The following is a 23,291-nucleotide window of genomic DNA, read 5'->3' on the forward strand; positions in this document are numbered from 1 at the left end:
CTTAATAAAGTCCTTACTTGTTTTTAAGAAAGCATAACTAAGCTTTAAGCCGGTGAGTATAGCAGCGGGCACACCACTGTTCGTCCGCAATGTAATTGCAGCAACAGGTTTTAATGTATGTAATGCCGGCTGTACGGGCTTCATGCGTGCAGGAGTTTAAACATAGTAAACGATAATACAGATACTTTATTATATAAACATTAACATTTCTTTAGAATGCTTTATTATAAACACGATATGGAATGATGTGCAGGCGATTTTTTGTTTTAATTGTAATACTGACTATTATTGTAATGTCGAATTCAGTTAACCAAACGCTAAACTACCTTTTATGAAGATCAGATTTGCACTCCCCGTGTTATTTGCTGCCTTTACTTTTAATGCTGTGGCGCAAACCAACAATACCTCCATTGCTGCCTATACGCAGGCTAAAGCGCCTTTGCGCCAAAGCCCTTATATCGAGCTGCCCCTGGGCGCCATAAAGCCACAGGGATGGTTAAGGGAGATGCTTACGCGCCAGAAAACGGGCGCTACAGGCAACCTGGATAAACTGTACCCGCTGGTAATGGGCAAACGTAATGGCTGGCTTGGCGGCGATGGCGACCTGTGGGAACGCGGCCCTTACTGGATTGACGGCCTGCTACCCCTTGCCTACCTGCTGCAGGATAAAGAACTGATAGCCAAAGTACAACCCTGGATAGAATGGAGCCTGAAAAGTCAGCGCGCCGATGGTTATTTCGGCCCGTCGAAGGACCTTTCGCCCGAGGCGGGCATACAGCGCGACAACGCGCAGGACTGGTGGCCAAAAATGGTGATGCTGAAAGTAATGCAGCAATATTACACGGCCACGGGCGATAAGCGCATCATCCCCTTCATGACCAAATATTTCAAGTACCAGTTACAGGAACTCCCCAAAAACCACCTGGACCATTGGACCTTTTGGGCACGCTACCGCGGGGGCGATAACCTTGCCATGGTTTACTGGCTGTACAACAAAACCGGCGATAAATTTCTGCTGGACCTGGGCGAACTGATCCACAAACAAACATTTGATTATACCAACGCCTTCCTGAATAGTGAAATGATGCTGACTGATAACAGCATCCACGGGGTAAACCTTGCAGAGGGAATGAAAGAACCTATAATCTATTATCAGCACCACCCTGAAGCTAAATATGCCGATGCCATGGCTAAGGGTTTCAGGGACCTGAGCAAATACAATGAATCGGTGCCCGGTATGTTTGGCGGCGATGAATCGCTGCACGGTAACAATCCAACGCAGGGTTCGGAATTGTGCAGCGCGGTTGAGATGATGTACACGCTGGAAAATACACTGGCCATAACCGGTGATGTAGGCTATGCCGACCACTTGGAGAAAGTAGCCTTTAATGTATTGCCCACACAAATAGATGAGAACTTTATAGGCCGCCAATATTTTCAGCAGGCCAACCAGGTAATGATAACCCGTGCTGTCCGCAATTTTGATATCAACCACGATGGTACCGACCTGTGCTACGGCATACTTACCGGCTATGCCTGCTGCACATCTAACATGCACCAGGGCTGGCCAAAATTTGCCCAAAACCTGTGGTATGCCACGCCCGATAAGGGTTTGGCCGCGCTGGTTTACTCGGCCAGCGAGGTAAAGGCTATTGTAGGCAATAATATCGAGGTAACCTTTAAAGAAGAAACCAACTACCCTTTTGACGAGACCATCAAATTTACTTTTGGTAGTAAAAAAGCGGTTTCGTTCCCGCTTAGTTTGCGTATCCCGGCGTGGTGCCGTAAGGCGTCCATCAAAATAAATGGTAAAGATTACCGGCAGGCTGACGGCAACCAGGTAGTGAAAATAAACCGCGAGTGGAAACAAGGTGATGTGGTAGAACTAACCCTGCCTATGCACGTGTTTAAAAATACCGGTTACGAGAATTCCATATCGGTACAGCGCGGCCCTATTGTTTACGCGTTAAAAATTGGCGAAGACGTAAAACAGGTAAAAAACACTAAGGATGCCGATGTATACGGCGATAGCTATACCGAAATACGCCCCACTACCCCATGGAACTACGGGCTGATACGCGTTGATGATAAAAAGCTTGACGAAAGTTATAAAGCGCAGCCGGCAGCAGCTTTCAGCACTTACCCGTGGAGCCAGGCAAACGCCCCTGTACAGCTAAAAACTAAGGGCAGGCGCATACCATCGTGGCAGTTATATAACGATTCGGCGGGGCCATTACCATATAGTACAATATGGAATTTTGATACTGCTAAAGAGGAAGAAGAGCTAACGCTGATACCCTACGGCTGCACCCGTTTACGCATAGCACAGTTCCCGGTGATCGATAAAAGGTAGAATAATTAGGGTAACCGATTAATTAACCTACCTTTACCCGCACACATGGAAGAAAGAAAATATTTAACAACCTGGAGAAAATACATCCCGGTTATACGCCTGCATCTGAAAAGGAGCCTCAACGAAGATCAAAGTTTTAAACTGAACATCACCGATTTTGAGTCGGCAGGCGATAGGGGAAAATCCGGCTATACGTTTAACATCGCGATGGAAAACGGTAAGGTAACCAACAATATCAGCGGCTCGGCAGTAGCCCGCGACCTGTTCGAGGCCCTGAAAACCGACGAAGCGATCAAAGAGATGATCCAGGATAAAAACGTAAAGATAAGCGTAGGCAAATCGTTTATTTTAAGCATCAAAACAACACACGTATCTGCTTTTAAATAGAAAATACTCATATAAAACAAGAAAGCCGCCACCGTTAGCTAACGGATGGCGGCTTTTTTATTAAACTGAAATAAAATGTTATTTCTGTAGTGCAGGCTGCAGGTGAGTGCTGATAGCTATCCTGTTCCACGCGTTTATGGTGATGGCGGCCATTATTACCTCGTTTACATATTTATCACCTAAAACCTCAACGGCCTTGTTATAAGTATCGTCAGTTACGCCGGCTTTGCTTATCAGCGTAACCTCTTCTGTTAATGCAAGTATGGCTTGCTCCTTTTCATCAAAAAACGGGGTATCGCGCCATGCACGCAATGTGTAAATACGCTGCTCGGTTTCGCCCAATTTGCGGGCATCCCTGCTGTGCATATCCAAACAATAGGCACAACCATTTATTTGCGATGCGCGAAGCTTTATCAGTTCTTTATGTATGGGTTCAAGTTCGGTACTGTTAACATAACTTTCAAGCGCGCTCATGGCTTTGTATGCATCGGGAAGGGTCTGTAATAAATTTGTCCTTTTCATTGTCATTTTGTTTTTGTTAAGACAAAGGTGCACACAAACATGCCCGCGAAAAATGAACTGAGGTTAAGAAAATGCCCCCTAACCCCCTGAAGGGGGAATATAATATCGAACATCCAATTTAAAATATCGAAGTTAAGAAGGCACTTCATTATTTATCATTCTACATTCAGTGTTCGATATTCGGCTCCCCCTTGAGGGGGCTGGGGGGCTCACCTCTTAGCTCTTATCCTGCTTAAAAACTGCGGGGTAAAGCCCAGATACGATGCCAGCATGTATTGGGGTACGCGTTGTACAAAATCAGGGAACATGGCCGTAAAATAATGGAATCGTTGCTCATCTGTTTGGTTAAATAAAAAACCTATACGCCGTTGCGACGCTATGAACGCCCTTTGCATAGTAAGCCTGAAGTAAGTGTCCAGCTTTGGCACTTGCTCAAGCAGCGGACCTTTATCTTTGTTATGCAACAGCAATACCTCTGATGCCTCGATGGTTTGAATATAGGTACCGGCGGGTACATGGTTCACAATGCTGTCGTGGTCGGCTATCCACCAGCTTTCTAAAGCAAACTGCACTATCTGCTCGTTCAGCTTAGCGTTAACATAATATTGCCTTAGTAAACCGCTTAGCACAAAGTATTCGCCTTTGCAATGCTGGCCGGGTTCCAGGATGATCTCTTTTTTCTTAAATTTCTTCAATTCCATACTATCGCAAAGCAATTGCTCTTCGGCAGGGGTAAGCTGCACCAGGCGTTTAATATGTGCGAGTAGTTGTGGGTACATCTTAATTAATAACCAGTTTAAGCGATGTTGTTTTATAACGTGTGCGCAACCAATTTTGTAATCTTTCTGTTTCGGTTTTATTCATACGGTTACCAAATTGCGCCATAGCAACCTTTAAAGTATCGGCAAGTGTTGTATCCACCCGCCTTATCACTATGTTATTTAAACCAAACGATCTCACCTGGGGGTAAAGGGTTTTTATTTCGCTAAGTACTTGCGTATCGGTAACCATTTCCAAACTATTTTTACCCTTTACCGTATCTGCCCGGGCCTGTTTACTATATACATCTTCCAGTATACTGGCTTTAATTTGCGAAAGATCAAGTTGCTGCCGGGCATTCAGGCCTTGCAAAATATTAAGTTTTACCCCTTTTAATTTATATTTTGTAAGGTTTGCACGAAGCGTATCGGTTGTCTTTTTACTTAGTTCTTCGCCTATTAAAAGTAAATCAATAGATTTTTTGCTGCTGCTGTAGTTATATGTTTTTGTAATAACCTGGGTGTTTTTATATACAAATTGCTCTTCAACAAACTTTCTGGCATTTGTTTCAAAAATGCTTTTGTCAACAATGCGGTAGGCCATAAATATACTCGGGATGATAGTGACTATTACAATTATAATAATATACCTGCTAACTTTTTTTTGGATCTCGGTATTGTCAAAATGCTTCTTACTTAATTTCAGATAGCGGGTTATTAAATAGGTAGCTATTGCAATAAATACGCTGTTAATAAAATACAAATAAATAGCGCCTAAAAAAAAGTACCAGTTACCAATGGCAAGGCCGTAACCGGCAGTGCACAAAGGCGGCATAAGCGCAGTAGCAATAGCAACGCCGGGTATAACATTATTTTTTTCGGTACGCGAGGCGGCCACCATGCCTGCAAGGCCGCCAAAAAAAGCGATGAATACATCCCATATAGATGGCGATGTACGGGCGAGCAGTTCAGATTGCGCCTCGTGTAAAGGTGTAATAGAAAAGTAGATGGTTGAGGTAATAACACTTATTATGGTAGCTACCAGCAAATTTTTTGCGCCGCGTTTTACAAGTTCAAGGTCATTAATACCAACACCCAGGCCAATACCCATTACCGGCCCCATAATGGGCGAAATAAGCATAGCCCCTATTATAACCGCAGTTGAATTTACATTTAACCCTATAGATGCAATAAAAATGGCAAATACCAGCGCCCATACGTTGGCGCCCTTAAAATCTACATTTTTTTTTTATCGCTTCAAATATGTCCTGCTCATCCGCCTTATCTTCCTGAAGATTAAAGCGATGAGATAAAAATACTTTTATGCTTTTCCAGATAACAGTCATTTATACTTTTTTAGTAACCGGCTGCTGCAATTTTTTTGCCAGGCTGCCTATAGTTAAGCCCTGCACCAGTATTGAGAACACTACGATAATATAGGTAATAAGCAAAAACTCATCGCGATGCATGGCCGAACTTAGCGACAACGCAAGCGCTACAGAAATGCCGCCCCTAAGGCCGCCCCATGTAAGTATACTAATGGCATGGGGCTCGAACTTTATTTTATATTTGAGCAAAAAAACAGGTAAACTAACGGATATCCACCGGGCAAGCAGAACAATCAATATCGATATGGAACCAATGAGGATCACGGTTTTATCTATCTTAATTATCAGCATTTCAAGCCCTATCAGCAAAAACAATACCGCGTTAAGTATTTCGTCTACCAGTTCCCAAAACTTACCAAGGTAATCGCGGGTAAGATCGCTCATCCCTTCCGATTTCGACTTATTACCAGTTATGATACCTGCCACAACCATAGCAAGTGGGCCCGAAACATGCAATTTGCTTGCTAATAGATACCCGCCCATTACAATGGCAAGCGTTATCATAACTTCTACTTTGTATTCATCTATAGACCGCAGTGCCCAAAAACCAATATAGCCAAGCAAAGCACCAAAAATTAACCCTCCAAATGCTTCAGTTGCAAATAATTTAACCACTTCAACTGCCGAAAAATCGGCAGCGCCTGAGTTGATGATACCGGCAATACTAATAAATACTACTACGGCAACCCCATCGTTAAACAACGATTCACCTGATATCTTTAATTCCAGGGATGATGGAATTCCTGCCTTTTTAAGTATACCCAGCACTGCAATAGGGTCTGTTGGTGATATTAATGAACCGAATAAAAGGCAATACAAAAAAGGGATGGGCTTATTAAATAACTGAAACAGGTACCACGTCATGCCTCCTACCAAAAATGTGGAGATAAGTATACCTAAAGTTGCCAGTAAAATTACCGGCCATCGCTCGCGCTTTAATTTAGCAGCGTTAATATGTATGGCTCCGGCAAAAAGCAGAAAGCTTAACATAAAGTTCATTAACACATCCCTAAAATCAACAGAAAGTGCAAGTTGTATGGCTTTTTGAGATAACAGCGATTGTGAAGTACCAAGCGTTGCCAGCAATATAGATGATATTAAGGATAACGCCATTATACCAATAGTAGGCGGCCACTTAACAAACCTATGATTAATGTAGGCGAATATTGCAGCCAGTACTATAGTAATAGTGATGATTTCCTGTGTATTCATTGCCGGTTACTTGATCTGGGTGTGTTATGCCTCCTGCAATAATACCAAAATAAAAAGAAACGGCCTTTCAACTGCCCTGCTTATAATCCTCAGTAAACAAAAAAGAGAGCATGTTGCTCCCTTTTTTTTAACTATTTCAAAGCATCTGCTGCATAGGCGCGGCATTTTTTAACCTCGGCCACAGCGTCAGACCCATCGGGTATCTTATACTCCAGTTCAATAGTAGCCGGGAATTTATATTTGTTTTTTTTCATCAGTTGCAGCACTTCTTTTATTGGTGTGTCGCCTTCGCCCCACGGCGCGTTTGGCCCATCGTGAAACTTACGGTCTTTAATATGCAGGCTGGTAATGCGGTCGTGGTATTTTTCAATGAACGGTATCGGGCTGCTGCTTGTACCCGCTGCGTAATGCCCGATATCAAGGTTTACAGCGTTGTATTTTGATTGTGCAAGGGCAGCATCCCAAAGCGTTGGGGTAGCTTGGGTGTGGGCATGGTAGCCTACAAGCATTTTATGTTTGGCTGCAAGGTCGCCCAGGCGTTTGGTTTGTGCTTCGTCGGGCAGTTCAACGGTAACGTGGTTACAGCCAAGCGCTTTACCCGCGTTAAAAGCGTACTCAATTTCGGCATCGGTGTTTTTTGCGCCAAGTGCGTTTGGTTTCCAGGCGTAAATGGTTACGCCGGCATCGTTGTACATTTTGCGCAGTTCCTTAAATTTATCCATACTAACACCTGCGCGCCATTCGGCCATTTTAGGGGCAAAGTCGGTCCAGGTTTGTCCTTGCCCGCGTTTTGGTGCGCCGGCGTAAGCTTCGGCGGCATCGCCCATCAGTTCAATAGCATTAATATTGCAGTCTATACAGTATTTCAGCAAGTCTTCGGCAGTACCGGGCATGCTGCGGAACGAATAGGTGATCACCCCTATCTGCACCCCATTTATAACCGAATTTGGTTTATCAGCCCTTTTTAAAACGGAGGCCGCGAACGATGCTTTTGAAAGGAACAGCATGCCACTGGCCGCTATTGCTCCCGTACCAATAAATTGGCGCCTGCTTATATTTTGCTTTTTCATAATACCCGGTTTTGATGTATTTGGTTGGTTTAAAGTTATTAATTTATCGCATGCATCAAATTGTGTATTAAAAGTTTTACTCATTAGTTCTAAAAAAACAGGAGGCCCCGGTTATGGAAGCCCCCTGTTTATTAAAGATCAGTAAATAAATATCAGTCGGTAACTATCACCGTAGCGTTTGCCATCATGGAGTGAAAAGTGCAGTGGTAAGTAAAGGTGCCTGTAGCCGGAAACGTGTGCGTATATTTGGCATTAACGGCTATTGTACCACTGTCAAAAGCTCCGTTATTATCTGTTACAGTATGTGGTGCGCTGTCTTGATTTGTCCAGGTTACGGCCTGGCCCTTTTTAATAGTTACCGAAGCCGAGCCAAAGGCGAAATCTTTTATGCTTACATTGGCAGCTGATGTGGGGTTAGTTACCGGGGGTATTGTAGGTGGTGTTTCGGGAGGAGTATTGTTGCTATCGGATTTTGAACAGGCTGCAACCGCAATAATAATAACGGCTATCATCAACGATATCCCTAAAATGTACTTTTTCATAAATAAATTGTTTTAAGTGTTTATTAAGATTACGGGCGCATTTGTGTGATGGTTGCTTTACCACCAAAGGTTTGCAACAGCAGTGAGTTAAGCTATTGATTGATAGGGAAATGATTTAAAGAATAGTGCATTGCTTTTAATGCGACTTTCACCTTAATTCTAACAAAAATGTAATATTCGGCTAACTCCTGTTTAATATTAAGGGTTTTAGTAAATTTGCGCTCCATAATTAATTTGTATAGTGACGGAATTAGGTACCCCTTCTATAAAACAAGCCTGGACTGCTGCCCTGCAATCGCCCAAAAAACGTGATAAATTATTAATAGGCTCGTTTATTGTAGCCATCATACTGTCTTCCCTGCCCATTTTCTTTAGCTTTATACAAAAACGCAAAGGCATTGTACTGAACGATTGGGTATTGGCACACCTGCCTGCTTATGACGTATCGGTGCCTATATTTACTATCATATGGGGGATGGCCCTGTTGATATTTATCAGGGCGTTATATAACCCGGTGATATATATAAATTACGTTTGGACGCTAATTTTCATCAATATCGCCCGGATGATAAGCATTTACCTGGTAGCCCTCGATCCGCCAAACGGCCTGATACACCTTGTTGACCCCCTAACCGGTGTATTTTACGGCAACGTAGTAATTACCCGCGACCTATTCTTCTCGGGCCATACATCTACCCTGGTACTGATATTTTTATGTCTCGAAAAACGCAACGATAAAATACTGGGTTTTATAGCCATAGTGGCGGTAATGGTGCTTTTATTGGTACAGCATATTCATTACACCATCGATGTGGTAGCCGCCCCGGTACTTGTGTACATGATATTTGTTTTAACGCGCCGTTTCCTTAAACTGGATACGTTAAAAAATCACGAGAACTAAATTTAGTCCTAACTTAAAAAGCTTTGATTTTGCTGCATTAAAGCTTAAATTTAAGTATTATTACGAGGGAAAAGCCAGGGAAACGGGCATTTGTCCCCGGTAATATTTTATATTCTTAAACTACGCTTCGTATTTACGGGGTTATTCATACCGCCTCACACTTACTTTAAATGAACTTTGCCTTAATTGCTTTTTCTTCCTTACTGTTTTGTTTTTCGCTGATGCCGCTGATTAGGCATGAATACTGGATCTTCAGGATATTTGATTATCCGCGGTTGCAGAAATTGTTTTTAAACTGCCTGGCATTTGTATTGATATTACTGCTTTATACAGGCCTGGCCCAAACAAAGTACATTTTTCTTGCACTTTTAGGGCTTAATACAGCATATTTACTGTCGCTTATTTTTCCGTTTACCAGGCTGGCAAAAAAGCAGGTATTAAAGGCGGGCCCACATAACCGGCAGGTTAGTGTAAGCGTAATGATAGCCAATGTGTTTCAGGATAATACCAATTCAGGGGCCTGCCTAAAAGAAATTGCCAAAGCCGACCCTGATGTAATTTTATTACTGGAAACCAATGGGCGATGGGACATTCAAACACGCAGCCTGGAAAGCACTCATCCCCATTTTAAACGGGTGCCGTTAGAAAATACCTACGGATTGCTGTTATACTCAAAACTCGAATTATCAGATACGTCTGTAAAGTATCTTGTAGAGAATGATATACCATCTATTCACACTAAAATAAAATTGAAGGGCGGGCAGTTAGTGCAATTATATGCAGTACACCCAACCCCGCCTGTACCTACCGAAAACGTAAGATCGACCGAACGGGATAAGGAGCTATTATTAATTGCCGACCTGGCTAAAGGAAGCGAGTTGCCGGTTATAGTGGCTGGTGACCTTAACGACGTGGCCTGGAGCCACACTACTGAATTATTTTTAAAAATGAGCGCATTACTGGACCCGCGCAGGGGCCGCGGATTTTTTAATTCTTTTCATGCCCATTACTTTTTTATACGCTTCCCCTTAGATCATGCTTTCGTATCCAGGCATTTTAAGTTGATAAAAATCAAACGCCTTAACAATTGCGGGTCAGACCATTTCCCAATTTTTCTGAATGTTCAGTTAGATGAAGGTGCATACCATGAGCAACAACCTTTGCAGGCCGATTCATCTGACAAAGAAGAAGCAGAGGAAAAGAAAGAAAAGATCTGATTTTTAAATCAATTAACAACTGCTACTTTTCCGTCGGTAAGGAAATTGATATTATTTGCGTTAGGAGGATTTATCCCCCAAATAAAAGAGCCGCGAATTATTGCGACTCTTTTATTTGGGGGATAAATTTACTTAACTGTGTAGGTTGCCTTGTTGATGCCTGCTCCGGTGATTTTTAACGATTTCCAGTTAGTTGGCAGCTTGCTTTTTACCTGGATAATTCCTGTTGGCGTAATATCCAACCCGCCAAAACCCATCAGCATAGCTTGAATAATACCGCCCGCGCCGGTTGCAAAATACGGGTTAGTGCCGCCCTTGGTCTCTGCAATCACCCGGAATGGTGGGTTAAGGTTTGGCTCGTATGCTTCCTTAAACCATTTATAAGCCTTTTGCCCATCGCCAAGGCGAGCGTAAAGCAAGGCGAAAACGCCTTGCGTCATGGCCGGGGTGCCTTCGTTTGGCACACGGGTTTCGTAATATTCCAGGTCTTTTTTGATCTGCGACGGGTCGGTTATGGTTTTTAGCGGATAGGCAAGCAGGTTTACATCGGCTTGCTTGATACCTTCGCCTTTGTATTGGGCATGCTCCTGTGTTACACCATTGGCCATTTTTAAAATGGGGATGTTATTGGCAACGTTTACCCAATCAGTATCGGCCTGCATACCTAAAATTTTGGCAGCAGCCGTGGCGTTCATCAGGTTGGCCTGCGCAGCCGCGTTGGTAAAGGCGTTGTTATCGATATTCTCGGCCCACTCATCGGCAGCAACTACGTTCTTAATATCATAATGACCGGGGCCGTTGCGCTCTACCCTGCTTGCCCAGAAATCGGCAGTAGCCGAAAGTATCGGCCAGCCTTTATCGCGCAGCCATTGCTTATCCTGCGTAACACAGTAGTAAGCCCAGGCAGCGTTAGCAACATCGGCGCTAATGTGATGCTCAAACGGGCCGCTTAATGCCCAAACAGGGGTTTCCTCTACCCCGCTATCAGCGCTTTCCCAAGGGTACATCGCCCCTTTATAACCATGCGAAAAGGCATTTTTTCGTGCGTTCTCTAATCGTTCAAAACGATATTCGACCATAGACCTGGCTATTTCGGGGTGCATTACCAGCATAGCCGGGAACATCCACAGGTCGGTATCCCAAAATACGTGGCCATTATACCCAAGGCCTGATAAACCCATTGGCGATGGCGATAAGGCAGTACCCGCGCGAGAGAACGAATATAGGTGATACAGCATGCTGTGCACATCCTGCTGTGCCTGCGCATCCCCTTCTATCTGTATGTCGCTTTTCCAAAGCTCGTCCCAGGCCTTGTTGTGAAATTGGATGAGCCTGTCGCGGCCTTCCAGTTTGGCGAAGATGGTAAGCCGCTCGGCTTCGTTCAACGGGTCGGCGTGGTGGGCCGAGGTTATTGACGAGCCGGTTACCCCATACTTATAGGTTTGCCCCGCTGCAATGGCATGGCTAAATTTCATCAGGTGCATGTTATTGTCCCACATTTCGTGGATAACGCGCGGTTCTTTGCCATGCTCCTCGTTAAACAAAAACGACGTTGAAGCGCACAACTGCAGCTTACCCGTAGGGCTTTTAGCCGTTGAGGTTAACAAGCTGATGGTTACATGCGGGCGGTCAATCTCATTGTAATAGTTCTGTACTTCCTTTAATGCATCGGGCGCTTCCATAACGCTGGCGGCGGTTATGCTAATGGCTTTTTTAGCGGTAATAGCAACATCCATCAGCACGGTAAAAGGCAGCTGCCTTAACGAGTAGTAAGTGTATTTGATGCTTGCCTTGTCGCCATAATCAAAAGTGGTGGTCATGGCGGCGTGCTGCATATCCAGTTCCTGCTTCATATTGCTTACCATTTTGGCGTCGAGGCGTTTTCCGTCAACCTCCAGGTACATATTCAGCAGGTTAAAACTGTTTAAGAAATTGCTTACGCGGCCACGGCCATACAGGTCATAAGCGCCGGCAAGCACTACATTTTTTACCTTAAAAGGCTCGGGCGATGATACGATGCCTATCATCCCGTTGGCTACGGTTATTCCGTAGTAATTGTTCGGGTCTATTTTATCGGCTTTAATTACCCAGGGGCTAACATTTTGTGCCGATAAATTAAGGGCGGTAAATAAATTTACCGCTATAAAAAGGCAAGTTATTTTTTTCATAAAAACGCCGTTACTTGATCTTTAATTTCAGTTTTTCAACTACCATGTCGCCTATTTTACGGCCCGATATGTTACCAATAACACAGGCATGTTTATAATGGATACCGCCATAAACACGCGACATAGAAGCTTCCTGTGCCGCAGCCCTGAATGATGTGAAACTGCGTGTAGGTATGCCAAATTCGGATTCCGACGCATCGGTATAGGCCAGGCTATCGCCAAAGGCATGGGTAAGCACTTCTGCAGCGGCTGCCGAAATTACGGCATGCCCGCTGATGTACTCGGGGAATGGCGGGGTTTGGATGCGCGGTCTCCAATCGGGATCTATAAGTTTGGTTATAACCGTCTCCGGCCGAACGCTGTTGGCTTTGAATTTCACATACCAACAGTTAATAAATGCATCGAACAGCGCTATTGACGATTGCGTGTAAGCTGCAACAGTTGTCCCGAAATCGGCATTTTTTAGTTTTGAACCTATGCCCGCAATGTTCATCCAGTGGCCTGCGGGTCCAAACTTTTTGGTGGCATACATGGCATGGCCTACAACGTTCATCTTAAATGCATTATCATCCCAAAAATCGGCCATGTGCTTTTGGTCAACCGTGAGGCTATCGCACAAAGTTTTTACTTCCATAACGGCTTTGTAAAACGGGCTGTTCTTGTCGGTCATGTTATAGGGCGGTGGCTCGGGTGCAGGTATTTGCGATGCAGAATCTAAAACCATGGTGCGTATTTCGCCCCAGTGCGGTTCAAGCGCCTGGGCGTACATGGGTGGTGTGGGTATCCAGCGCCCATCCTGACGGGTAACGGTGTATTTACTTGCCGACCGGGTTTGCGCGTAATTGTCCTTTTTGCTCCATTTCATGATATGTTTGGCCACACTATCTGAATAAGCTACAGAGTTTTCAAATACATCTGACGGCATGCCCGCATCCTTTACTTTTTGCTTTAGCTCGTCTACATATAACGACATGCTGCCTTCGGGAAAAGTAACAGCATTGCCTACAAAACAAAATGATAACAGGGATGCAAACTGAAAATCGATCTGTTTGCCTTTTTCGGGCTGCGGCGCGGGCGGTAAATGCTTTATTTGCCTTGCTAACGAGCGATAATGCTGCGGATCGCCGGCGGCAATAACCTCGTAAGCTGCTATATTGGCATATACATAGTTACGCGATGCAATAACCGGCGGGAAGTTATTTTCGAGTACTATATCATTCAGTTTTTTTACGGTAACGCGGTAAAGTTCGGGGTCGTGGGTAACTTTCTGGTAATCGGCTTTCTTACAGGATGCAAATATTAAAATTACACCTGCAATCAAAAACAGGAAACGGTTCATAATAATTGTTGGTTTAAGAAAGAATGACGGTATCGGCCATCAAAATTATATTGGATTTTCTTTGATTAGAGGCTAATATAACTTTTTTTTGGCAATTGGTAAGTACATATATTGTTTGATATTAACCCACTTAAATAATTACTTTTACAGCGCAAAAAAGCTAACTATTAAAGCTTGTATTGCAGTTTAAAGTTTGTGTATTTATATGAAAAAACCAGTACTGATCGTAGTGGGCATCCTGCTTTTAGCCTTTATAAGTATTTATTTTGTTATCCCCCAAAAAATAAAAATTTCCCATGTTATTGAGATAGATGCTACCGACAGAAACGTATCAAAATTTTTGGTGAATAAAAAACCCTGGGCTAAATGGTGGCTGGGGCAGCACAACACAGCAGATAGCAACTTATTTGTATACCAGGGCGCTAAGTATAAGTTACAGGAAAGCACTAACAGCTATATAAACCTGATTATTGAACATGATGATATAAAACTTACCAGCCAGGTAATTTATGCTGCAACAGGCGAAGGCATGTGTGAAGTTACCTGGCTTGGCGAGATGCAAAGCAGCCTTAACCCTTTTGAACGGATAGCCCAGTATGTGAAGATCACCCATCTTTCAAAAAACATTGAGGTGATCTTAACGCATTTTAAAAGCTTCATGCAAACCGAAAAAAATGTTTACGGCATGAGCATAAGGTTGAGTAAGATCAAAAATCCCATTGTACTGGCATCAACTACGCATACTGCCGATTATCCTTCTCCGATTGTTGTATACAAATTGGTTAATGAGCTTAAAAAACAAATATCAATGCAGGGTGCGCTTGCTTTAGATTCGCCCATGATGAATGTGCACGTCGACGAAAAAAACGGTTACCTGGTAATGATAGCTCTGCCTGTTAATAAATTGATAACGCCCGGACCCAATACGGTTATAAATAAATTGGTTAAAGGCGCCAACGTATTAGAAGCCCAGGTTACCGGTGGTAAAAACACTATAACCAACGCCTTTTCACAAGTTAAGCACTATCAAAAAGATCATGGGCTGATGTCGCCTGCAATGCCTTTTGAACTATTAATAACCAACAGGCTGGCCCAAAAAGATACTGCTAAGTGGGTAACAAAAATTTACTGGCCAATTTATTAACCAATAATTACTTTGTCAGCAACATTAATTTACCCTGATAAGTGGTAATTATGTAGCTATTGCCCGCGATTGTTTTATACGGGTACAGATGGGTTATTTCCTGCGAATTAAGCATGCCATTCACCCAGTATTCGGGCATCGAAAACTGCTTTGTACGCCTGTCATAATGTGCTGTTACTAAACCTAAAGCGTCGTATTTACCCTCGTAAGGTACCACGCCCCAATAGTTGCCATTTAACAAAACATCGCCCTGCTTATTGTTAAGCGGTGTGATAGACCGAACAGGCGCTTGCTGGTATAAGTAAGGTAATTCGGTAATTTTTTTAGCGTTTAAAACATCACTGATAAAAACGCTGCTGAATTGATTGGCCTGTAACCGGCCGCTATCTGTAAGGTTATCTTTAAATATTTCTGCGGTGGTTTTATCTGCCATTTTCTGATAGCTCAGAAACTCCTTCTTCAGGTAAGGGAGTTCCTGCTCCAGGTCGTTTTTGGGGCGGAAAGGATAATACTCTCCTTTATAAAAATAGGATAAGATCAAATCGTTCTTACCGTCTTTATCAATATCATTATTATACCCATAAAGTGGTTGGTCGCTATTTACGTTATACTTATTATTGATACCCCAGTTACCTGCTACAAGGTCGGCTTTGCCATCTCCATCCATATCGGTAATTATTGCCGACTGCCACCAGCCTATTTGTTCATCCAGCAAGGGCGAAGAAAACCTGACCAGTTTCTTATTCTTGTTCAAAAATATTTGTACCGGCTGCCATTCCGAACTAATTATGATGTCATCCACGCCGTTATGGTCAACATCTGCTGTTGATATATTTGTAATAAAACGTATCCCCGTTAAATTGGCAAATTGCTTTCCTGGGGCTATTCTAAATCCTGCGGTACCGCTATTTAACAACACTACCGATGCGGCGGCCATTGTATAATTCTGAAAAGGCACGCTGTTGCTAAAAAATAAATCCTTTTTCCCATCGCCATCAAAATCATACACCAGTATGTGTGACACCAGAACGTTTATTTGTGGTAAGGCCTTGTACTCAAATTGGTAATTACCTTTATTAATGTAAAGCCGCGGCTGTATGGTTTTATCCAGCTCAATAAAGGGGAAGTTGGCGCTTAAAACAATCAGATCGGGCAAACCGTCGTTATTTACATCGGCCCATTGCGCTTGGGTATCAGCGTGGTCTTTAAACTTAGTAAAGGCATCTACAGTTATCTTTTTAAAATTACCATCCGCTGTTCCGGCTAAAATATACTTTTCCTCGCCTGCTACACCGCCTATATAAATATCTTCAATTCCATCATTATTCGCATCGGCAACGGCTATAGCCGGCGTGTGTGGCAAATAAGTGTGCGGTAAAAGGTTGTAATAATTAAAATCGGGTGTTTCAAACGGCTTTATATCTGCTAAAAGTTTTGCTTTTACATCTACATAGGTAAACTCCTTTTTACCTTGTATATAGTTATTAACCAATGTGGCAACATCGGTTACAGTTTTGGTTTTGCTCTTAGCGTAAGTAATGACCGTTTTTTTATCCAGCGTAAAATCCTTTATTAACTGATAGGAATTATCCGGCCATATCACCATTAACTCTTCCGGTTTATCGCCTGGTAAAAATGTAAACAAAAGGTTGTTGCCCTGTGTGCTTGCGTAAGCTGTGCTGGTTTGTATTTCCTGGTGATCCACCTGTTTTTCCGACCGCAGGAACAATTTGGCCCCAATACCATCGGGGTTAGCCTGGGTGTATTTAACGCTTAGCTTCAGGTACGATGGTTTGGTTTCCTTGCTGTTTTCCACCGTCATATTCTGATAAATAAAAGCCGGTGCATCCATATTGTTGGTTACCAGTTCAAGGTCGCCATCGTTATCCAGGTCAACCGCTACAGACCCTGCAGAGATGGAAGGATCCTTCATATCGTTCCCGGCAGATACATCATTAAACTTCAGCTTGTCCTCGCCCTGGTAAAGATAGTTGTGCACATCGCCATCGGGCATCAGGTTGATCTTTTCCTTATCAAAGAAACGGCTGGTTTTAAAATCTTTTATTACGTTAGGATCGCCCAGGTATTTAAGATAATCCATATCATTCAAACGCTTTTTTATCCCGTTTGAAAAAAACATATCCTTACGGCCATCCATATCAAAGTCCTGCACCAGCGGCGACCAGGTCCAGTCGGTAGCAGATACACCTGAGTACAAACTCAGATCAATAAACTTTTTGCCGTTGCCTACATTTAGCTGCAGGCAATTTTTTGAATACTGGTAATGATAACCCGCATCAACCTCCTGGTTATAAATATCAAGTGGCCCATCATTTATAGTCGACTTGAGGGCTTTCATATCTTCGGGCAACATATCTGTACTAATTACATCCAGGTGGCCGTCTTTATTAACATCGCTTATGGTGTTACCCATCGAAAATAAGCTGGTATGGCCAAAAGCGGTTTTTAATTCTTCTTTAAACGTTCCGTTTTTTTGGTTGATGTAATAGTAATCCTGTTCAAAAAAATCATTGCTTACATATATATCGTCCCAGCCATCGTTGTTAAGGTCGCCAACGCTAACACCCAGGCCGTAGCCTATTGGTGCCGAGTATATACCCGAGTTTGCGGTAACATCTGTAAACTTGTTATTATCGTTCCTAAACATATGGTCGCCGGCATCGTGGCTGGTTTTAAAACGCAGGGTCGAGTCGCCGTAGGTCTCGTTACTGTGAACAGATGATGTTAGCAGAAACATATCCAGATCGCCGTCTTTATCGTAATCCGTAAAAGAGGCCTGGGTTGAAAAGCCCGAAAAATCGAGGCCATATTTTGCGGCGCTTTCTGTAAAAGTAAGATCTCCGTTATTAATGTATAGCTGATTATGCCCCTTAAAACCTTTAAAGTTGGCTACCACGCAAACGTATATATCCTTTAACCCATCACCATTGATGTCCACAACGGTTACGCCGGTTTTCCAGCTACCGGTACCGGCAACACCAGCTTTAGCAGTAATATCCTCAAATTTAAGATCGCCCTTATTAATATAAAGCTTGTTAGGCCCCTGGTTCGACACAAAGTACAGGTCCTCAAGCCCATCGTTATTAAAGTCGGCAGAAGCTACCCCGGCACCATTGTAGAAATAAAGGTAATCTAAAATGTTAATCGAATCGGTAACCGTATTCTTGTTGTTAAAATCAACATGGGTTTGTTCGGCAGTAAGCAGTTTAAAGATACCGTCGCCGCGTTTTTTTGATTTGCACGAACCCAATATTACAGCACCTATGAATGCGAAGCAGCAAAATATTACGATTTGTTTGTGTAAGTTAGCCTTTAGCATATCTGCTTAACGTAGTTTGTAAGCTTTAAGCTTATCATCATTTATTCCAAATACATAGTATTTATCTCCGCGACTGTTCTTTATCGTCAATGATGAACGTACTTGTCCGTTAAGTTTAATACCACTTTTTGCGGGTGGAATATAAGCAAATCCGTTTTTAGTGTACTTATAAATTTGACCATAACTTGCATCAAGGCGGCCAACTTCGGGTTTAAAACCATAGAAATTACCCCCCAGTATAATACTTGGCGCGCCGCTGTTATCAATATCATCGCACAAAATGGTGCTTACATTTGATAACTGTGCATGGTATGGTAATGGTTTACATATAAATTTATTGCCGCTGCCATTGATAAATACTGCCGAAGCTAAATAGTTAATTTCGTGCTCTTCGGCTCCGGCTAACATCTCGTCGGTAAAAATTTCGTTAAAAGGCTTGCCTGCATAATCGGCATACTTTAGGTATTTCTTTTTTAGTACCGGGATCTGTCCGGTTAGATCTGGTTTCATGTGAAACACGTATGGGACATGCTGGCGATATATGGATGTTATGCACTCCTTGGTACCGTTGCCGTCAAAATCCTTTATGTATATCTTCATGGGTTCGGCCTGTGTTGCCCTGAATTTTGAATTTAAGCCCAGGTTACCTGCAAGGATATCTAATTTTCCGTCGCCGTTTATATCGGCAATTTCCAGGCTGCTCCACCAGCCTTTGTAGCTGTCCAGCTGCTTATCTAAAGTAAATTTGCCATTATTATTGCGGTAAATTTTTATCCCCATCCAGTTGCCTGCTATTACCAGGTCCGGGTAGCCGTTACCGTCGATATCGGCCCATTGGGCGGCTGTTACCATTCCCGGTTTAACATTGGCACCTAATACCTGTTTGGTTACATCAGTAAAGTTTCCTTTGCCATCGTTATGCATAACGTATGAGTTTGGCGATACTGCATAAGTGCCTGGCACGCTACGGCCACCAATAAACAGATCGGGGTGGCCATCCTTATCATAATCGCAGGCTGTAACTACCGAGGCATTTATTGCCACAGGTATAGCTTTTTGAGCATTCCGGTGCAAGTTGCCCTTACCATCGTTTTCGTAAAACCGTGGGTAGTAAATATTTGTACCGGCCTCTTCGGCATTACCGCCCACTCCAATGATCAGGTCCTCATCTCCATCACCATCAAAATCGCCAAAGGCTGCGCCCGCGTTTTCCAGGTAGGTTTGCTTTTGCAGATCATCGGGGATGTATTGCTTAAAACGACCGTTTTTTTGCTGCACGTATATAGCTGCCGGATTATCCTTTGAACTGCCGAAGTAAAAATCAGTAAGCCCATCTTTATTTATATCACCTTTGGCCATGTAAGGGTTTTCTGTTGATAGCATTTGCAGCATCAGGCGCTCGTTATCAAAATCTATAAAGCCATCTTCGGTGTGTTTGGGTACCGAGTCGAACAGTGTTTTTTCGGCTTCTACAAAAAGCGTTTTTACAGGTTGTTTTGTAAAATTGTATTGCAGCTTTGCATCGGCCATTTTAAAAGTATACAATTTATTTACCGCTATATTTTTGGCAGCCTGGTATTTGCCGCCCGGCCATATAATTTGCACCGAATCGGCCTGTGTAATTTTACCAACACCAATAGTAACAAGGTTTGGCGATGTACTGCTTTCAAAGCCGCGCGTTGGCTGCTGGTAATATATGAGAGAAGAATTTTTTGAAAAAACTTTTATAGTAGCACCTATCCCAAAACGATTGAGCCCTTCGCCCTGTAGTTTTAGCTGGATGTAATTGTTGTGCAGCTTTTCGGCGTTACTTTTATAGATAAAAAGTGGCGAGTTTACATTGTTTACAATCAGGTCATTATCGCCGTCGTTATCTAAGTCGCCATATGCGGCGCCGTTACTAAACGATAATTGGTCTAAACCAAACTCGTGCGCTTTATTGGTGAAGGTTAAATCGCGGTTATTTAGGTATGCATAGCTGCTAACCGGCGTTGATACCATTTTATCGGCAAAATTTTTATAATCAAATTTTTGTTTTTCGGCAATTTTATCCATGCTTTCGCGGTTACCTAAAAACTCAATGTAATCCTGGTCGGTAAGGTCTTTATATATGCCGTTTGATACAAAAATATCTTTCCAGCCATCATTATCCATATCAAAAAACAATGCCCCCCAGCTCCAGTCGGTAGCGCTTACGCCGGCATTAAATGCAATTTCAGAGAATGTACCATCGCCGTTATTTAATTGCAGGCAGTTTTGCATAAACTGGTTGTAATAACCATCGTGCTGCTTTAGTTTAATAACATCAAAAGATTCGAACGAGGTTATCTGTTTCAGCCTTTTATCACCTTCGGGCAGCATTTCAGTGGTAAAAATATCAAGATTGCCATCGTTGTTAATATCAGCAATATCCGACCCCATCGAGGCCAGGCTCAGGTGCCCTGCTTCGGCTTGTATATCTTCCTTAAAAGTTCCGTTATGCTGATTGATGTAGAGGTAATCGCGTTCAAAAAAATCGTTCGAAACGTAAATATCAGGGTAGCCGTCCTGGTTAACATCGGCAACAGATACGCCTAACCCAAAACCTATATCGCTTGAAAATATACCTGCCTGCTGGGTAATGTTTGTGAAGTGCCCACCATCGTTACGGTACAAATGTGCTCCGCCCAGTTTATCAACTACTGCACGCAAATTCTGGCTAAAATCAAACGACCCAATAGGCCTGAAGGAGTTATTTAAAACAAAGCAATCCAGGTCGCCATCGTTATCCATATCAAAAAATATGGCTTGCGTTGACAGGCCGTTATCGGTAAGCCCGTACTTTTCGGCCTCTTCTTTAAAAGTGCCATCGTGCTGATTAATAAAAAGCTCGTTACCTTTTTTATCAATTACGTTACCGCTGTGGCAAACATAAATATCCAGCCAGCCATCGCCATTAATATCAACCATAGTTACACCTGTGCTCCAGTACTTTGTACCTTTTACTCCGGCCTTATCGGTAACATCGTCAAACTTCCAGTTCCCCTTGTTAATATAAAGTTTATTACCCCCCTGGTTTGATGTAAGGTAAATATCATTTAGCCCATCGTTATTTACATCGCCAATGGCAACACCACCCCCGTTATAATAATTACGAAAAGTAAATACGTTGGTTTGGTTTTTATCAACCAGCTGGTTAATGAAGCTAACGCCTAATTTATCGTTATTTTGCAGCGTAAAAAGTGGGTTCTTAACATCGTTATTATGGCAGGCCGATATGCCGATAATTATGATAAGGAGGGGGAAAAGGCTAATCTTTTTTACCATTGCAAAATATACAAAAAACAAACGTAGCGAATTGCTTCGCTACGTTTAAAAAATCAAATCAAATATAATTAATTGGAAACTGGTTTCAATTGTTTATTAATAACCCGGGTTTTGTTTCAGATTAGGGTTAGTATCAACAGCACGTTGTGGTATTGGGTACAATGTGCGCGATTTATCAGTTGCCAATGGGCGCTGATCTACCGGATCGTTAAATTTACCGAAACGGATAAGGTCATTCCTTCTCCAGCCTTCCCAGTAAAGTTCGCGGCCACGCTCTGCAAGTAAATCAGCTTCTGATACGGCTGATAATGGTGTTGCACCACGAGGTGTACGTATAGCGTTCACAAGAGCTAAAGCAGTTTGGCCGTTAGGGTCGGTACCGCCACGCATAATTGCTTCGGCTTTTTCTAACAATACATCGGCAAAACGGAAAAATACATAATCGTTATCCTCGCTGTTATCTGTAACAGATCCATCAGCATTTGGATGCGGGAAATATTTAAACACCCTTATACCTTGTGCTTCTGTTGAGTAGTTTAGGTTAACCTCTGGTGTAAAAATAAGTGGTTTACCGCTACGTTGGGTTAATGCTTTGTTATTAGGCCCATATTGTTGCCCAACTGCAAAGCCTGCCCGTAACCCAACTTTATCTGTTAAGCCCGGATAAGCAACACCACGGCGCTCATCTGTAGGTTGGAAAGAGTTGTAAAACTCCGCAAGAGTGGTGAAGCCATTCCAGCCATCAGGCGTTTGGTTGTAGTGTAAGCCCATTTTCCAGCGGTTTTTTGCATTACCCATTTGCCTTGATGGTGTATTGTACAAACCAAATATATTGTCATGAGATTGCTCTGAGTTATCCCATGCAAAGTTTTGGAAATATTTACCTGCAGGCTCTATAGAATAAGTGCCGGAAGCGATGATCTTGTTGGCATACTCAATCACTTTATTCATGTCTGCCGGTGCAAAAGTAAAAGTAGGCCCGCCAACTGTTTCTGAAGTATAAACAGCCCTGTTAAGGTAAACTTTGGCTAATAATGCCTGCGCAGCTGCCTTACTTGCTACACCAATGTTTGGCGCTGCACCAAGGTTTGCTTCAGCAAATTCAAGATCTTTTATAATAAAATCTGTTGCCTCGGGGCGGCTGTATACTTTAGGTATATCAGTGTTAGCGCTTTTAGGGTCGCGGAACGGAGCCTGCCCGTAAAGGTCAACTACCTGGAACATAAAGTAAGCACGCAGAAAGCTTGCTTCAGCTTTTATCTGATCTGAGGCAGCCCTGTCAATAACCTGGGTTGCACGAAACACCCCAATGTTAAGCTGATCCCAGGTATCGTTTACCTGGTTGTGCGACGGTGTCCATGTGTGCGTGTGTAATTTACGCCATGTACCAAAGTCACCCCAGTCGGTCCCGCGGGTTGGGCCCATCATTTCGTCTGTTGAATGCTCCTGCAGGGCATAGGTGTTACCCTGATCTGCCTGCCCGCCTAATTGAGAATATACACCTGCAAGGTCAGATTCGCTAAGCGCACCGCCTTTATCCTCAAATCTGTTACCTAATACTTTTTCGTCCAATTTTGCACAGCCCGATGCGACTAATATGGCCATGCTACAAATTGCTGCTCTGAAAGTCAATTTTTTCATACT

At 43.0% G+C, this 23,291-nt stretch carries 16 protein-coding genes; 5 read left to right on the plus strand and 11 right to left on the minus strand.

The window, feature by feature from the left end; genetic code table 11:
* Window positions 1-331: 331 nt before the first annotated feature.
* The gene (locus EWM62_RS10490) at window positions 332-2,353 is read left to right on the plus strand and encodes a beta-L-arabinofuranosidase domain-containing protein (RefSeq protein WP_129876623.1); all 2,022 of its coding nucleotides are present in this window, start codon (window positions 332-334) and stop codon (window positions 2,351-2,353) included.
* A 45-nt stretch (window positions 2,354-2,398) separates the two neighbouring features.
* Window positions 2,399-2,740 (plus strand): hypothetical protein, encoded by a 342-nt coding sequence (locus EWM62_RS10495; protein ID WP_129876624.1) that lies wholly within the window; start codon window positions 2,399-2,401, stop codon window positions 2,738-2,740.
* Between the two features lie 78 nt (window positions 2,741-2,818).
* Here the strand turns inward: EWM62_RS10495 and EWM62_RS10500 are convergent, their stop codons facing one another.
* The 6 genes from EWM62_RS10500 to EWM62_RS10525 all read right to left on the minus strand — a co-directional run bounded on the left by EWM62_RS10500 (window position 2,819) and on the right by EWM62_RS10525 (window position 8,232).
* Window positions 2,819-3,262 carry a carboxymuconolactone decarboxylase family protein gene (locus EWM62_RS10500; RefSeq protein ID WP_203235027.1) on the minus strand — a complete coding sequence of 148 codons (444 nt, stop codon included), beginning with the start codon at window positions 3,260-3,262 and terminating at the stop codon, window positions 2,819-2,821.
* Window positions 3,263-3,471: 209 nt separating this feature from the next.
* The gene (locus tag EWM62_RS10505) at window positions 3,472-4,041 is read right to left on the minus strand and encodes a Crp/Fnr family transcriptional regulator (protein WP_129876626.1); all 570 of its coding nucleotides are present in this window, start codon (window positions 4,039-4,041) and stop codon (window positions 3,472-3,474) included.
* A 1-nt stretch (window position 4,042) separates the two neighbouring features.
* Window positions 4,043-5,230 carry a TIGR00341 family protein gene (locus EWM62_RS10510; RefSeq protein ID WP_317127812.1) on the minus strand — a complete coding sequence of 396 codons (1,188 nt, stop codon included), beginning with the start codon at window positions 5,228-5,230 and terminating at the stop codon, window positions 4,043-4,045.
* 136 nt (window positions 5,231-5,366) lie between these two features.
* Complete coding sequence (locus EWM62_RS10515; protein WP_129876627.1) at window positions 5,367-6,620, minus strand: cation:proton antiporter; 1,254 nt, start codon at window positions 6,618-6,620, stop codon at window positions 5,367-5,369.
* 131 nt (window positions 6,621-6,751) lie between these two features.
* On the minus strand, window positions 6,752-7,690 hold the full coding sequence (locus EWM62_RS10520; RefSeq protein WP_129876628.1) for a sugar phosphate isomerase/epimerase family protein: 939 nt from the start codon (window positions 7,688-7,690) through the stop codon (window positions 6,752-6,754).
* A 152-nt stretch (window positions 7,691-7,842) separates the two neighbouring features.
* Complete coding sequence (locus EWM62_RS10525; protein WP_129876629.1) at window positions 7,843-8,232, minus strand: cupredoxin domain-containing protein; 390 nt, start codon at window positions 8,230-8,232, stop codon at window positions 7,843-7,845.
* Between the two features lie 241 nt (window positions 8,233-8,473).
* Here EWM62_RS10525 and EWM62_RS10530 point away from each other — a divergent pair, with 241 nt between their 5' ends.
* Together EWM62_RS10530 and EWM62_RS10535 are read left to right on the plus strand one after the other, a co-directional pair.
* Window positions 8,474-9,133, plus strand: a complete 660-nt coding sequence (locus tag EWM62_RS10530; RefSeq protein WP_203235028.1) for a phosphatase PAP2-related protein — start codon at window positions 8,474-8,476, stop codon at window positions 9,131-9,133.
* 221 nt (window positions 9,134-9,354) lie between these two features.
* On the plus strand, window positions 9,355-10,350 hold the full coding sequence (locus EWM62_RS10535) for an endonuclease/exonuclease/phosphatase family protein (protein ID WP_238989326.1): 996 nt from the start codon (window positions 9,355-9,357) through the stop codon (window positions 10,348-10,350).
* A 128-nt stretch (window positions 10,351-10,478) separates the two neighbouring features.
* On the opposite strand, the gene EWM62_RS10540 is transcribed toward EWM62_RS10535, so the two are convergent.
* Window positions 10,479-12,518 (minus strand): glycosyl hydrolase family 95 catalytic domain-containing protein, encoded by a 2,040-nt coding sequence (locus EWM62_RS10540; protein WP_129876632.1) that lies wholly within the window; start codon window positions 12,516-12,518, stop codon window positions 10,479-10,481.
* Between the two features lie 10 nt (window positions 12,519-12,528).
* Entirely contained in the window at window positions 12,529-13,857 is a 1,329-nt protein-coding gene (locus tag EWM62_RS10545; RefSeq protein ID WP_129876633.1) for a vanadium-dependent haloperoxidase, read from the minus strand.
* A 205-nt stretch (window positions 13,858-14,062) separates the two neighbouring features.
* On the opposite strand from EWM62_RS10545, the gene EWM62_RS10550 reads away from it, so the two are divergent.
* Window positions 14,063-15,001 carry a hypothetical protein gene (locus EWM62_RS10550; RefSeq protein ID WP_129876634.1) on the plus strand — a complete coding sequence of 313 codons (939 nt, stop codon included), beginning with the start codon at window positions 14,063-14,065 and terminating at the stop codon, window positions 14,999-15,001.
* A 7-nt stretch (window positions 15,002-15,008) separates the two neighbouring features.
* Here the strand turns inward: EWM62_RS10550 and EWM62_RS10555 are convergent, their stop codons facing one another.
* The 3 genes from EWM62_RS10555 to EWM62_RS10565 all read right to left on the minus strand — a co-directional run bounded on the left by EWM62_RS10555 (window position 15,009) and on the right by EWM62_RS10565 (window position 23,252).
* A complete protein-coding gene (locus EWM62_RS10555) occupies window positions 15,009-18,341 on the minus strand; it encodes a VCBS repeat-containing protein (protein WP_129876635.1) in 3,333 nt (1,110 codons plus the stop codon).
* A 6-nt stretch (window positions 18,342-18,347) separates the two neighbouring features.
* Window positions 18,348-21,647, minus strand: a complete 3,300-nt coding sequence (locus EWM62_RS10560) for a VCBS repeat-containing protein (RefSeq protein ID WP_129876636.1) — start codon at window positions 21,645-21,647, stop codon at window positions 18,348-18,350.
* Window positions 21,648-21,743: 96 nt separating this feature from the next.
* A complete protein-coding gene (locus EWM62_RS10565) occupies window positions 21,744-23,252 on the minus strand; it encodes a RagB/SusD family nutrient uptake outer membrane protein (protein ID WP_203235029.1) in 1,509 nt (502 codons plus the stop codon).
* Window positions 23,253-23,291 lie beyond the last annotated feature (39 nt).

This window comes from Mucilaginibacter terrigena, from assembly GCF_004168255.1.
Classification (GTDB): Bacteria; Bacteroidota; Bacteroidia; order Sphingobacteriales; family Sphingobacteriaceae; genus Mucilaginibacter; species Mucilaginibacter terrigena.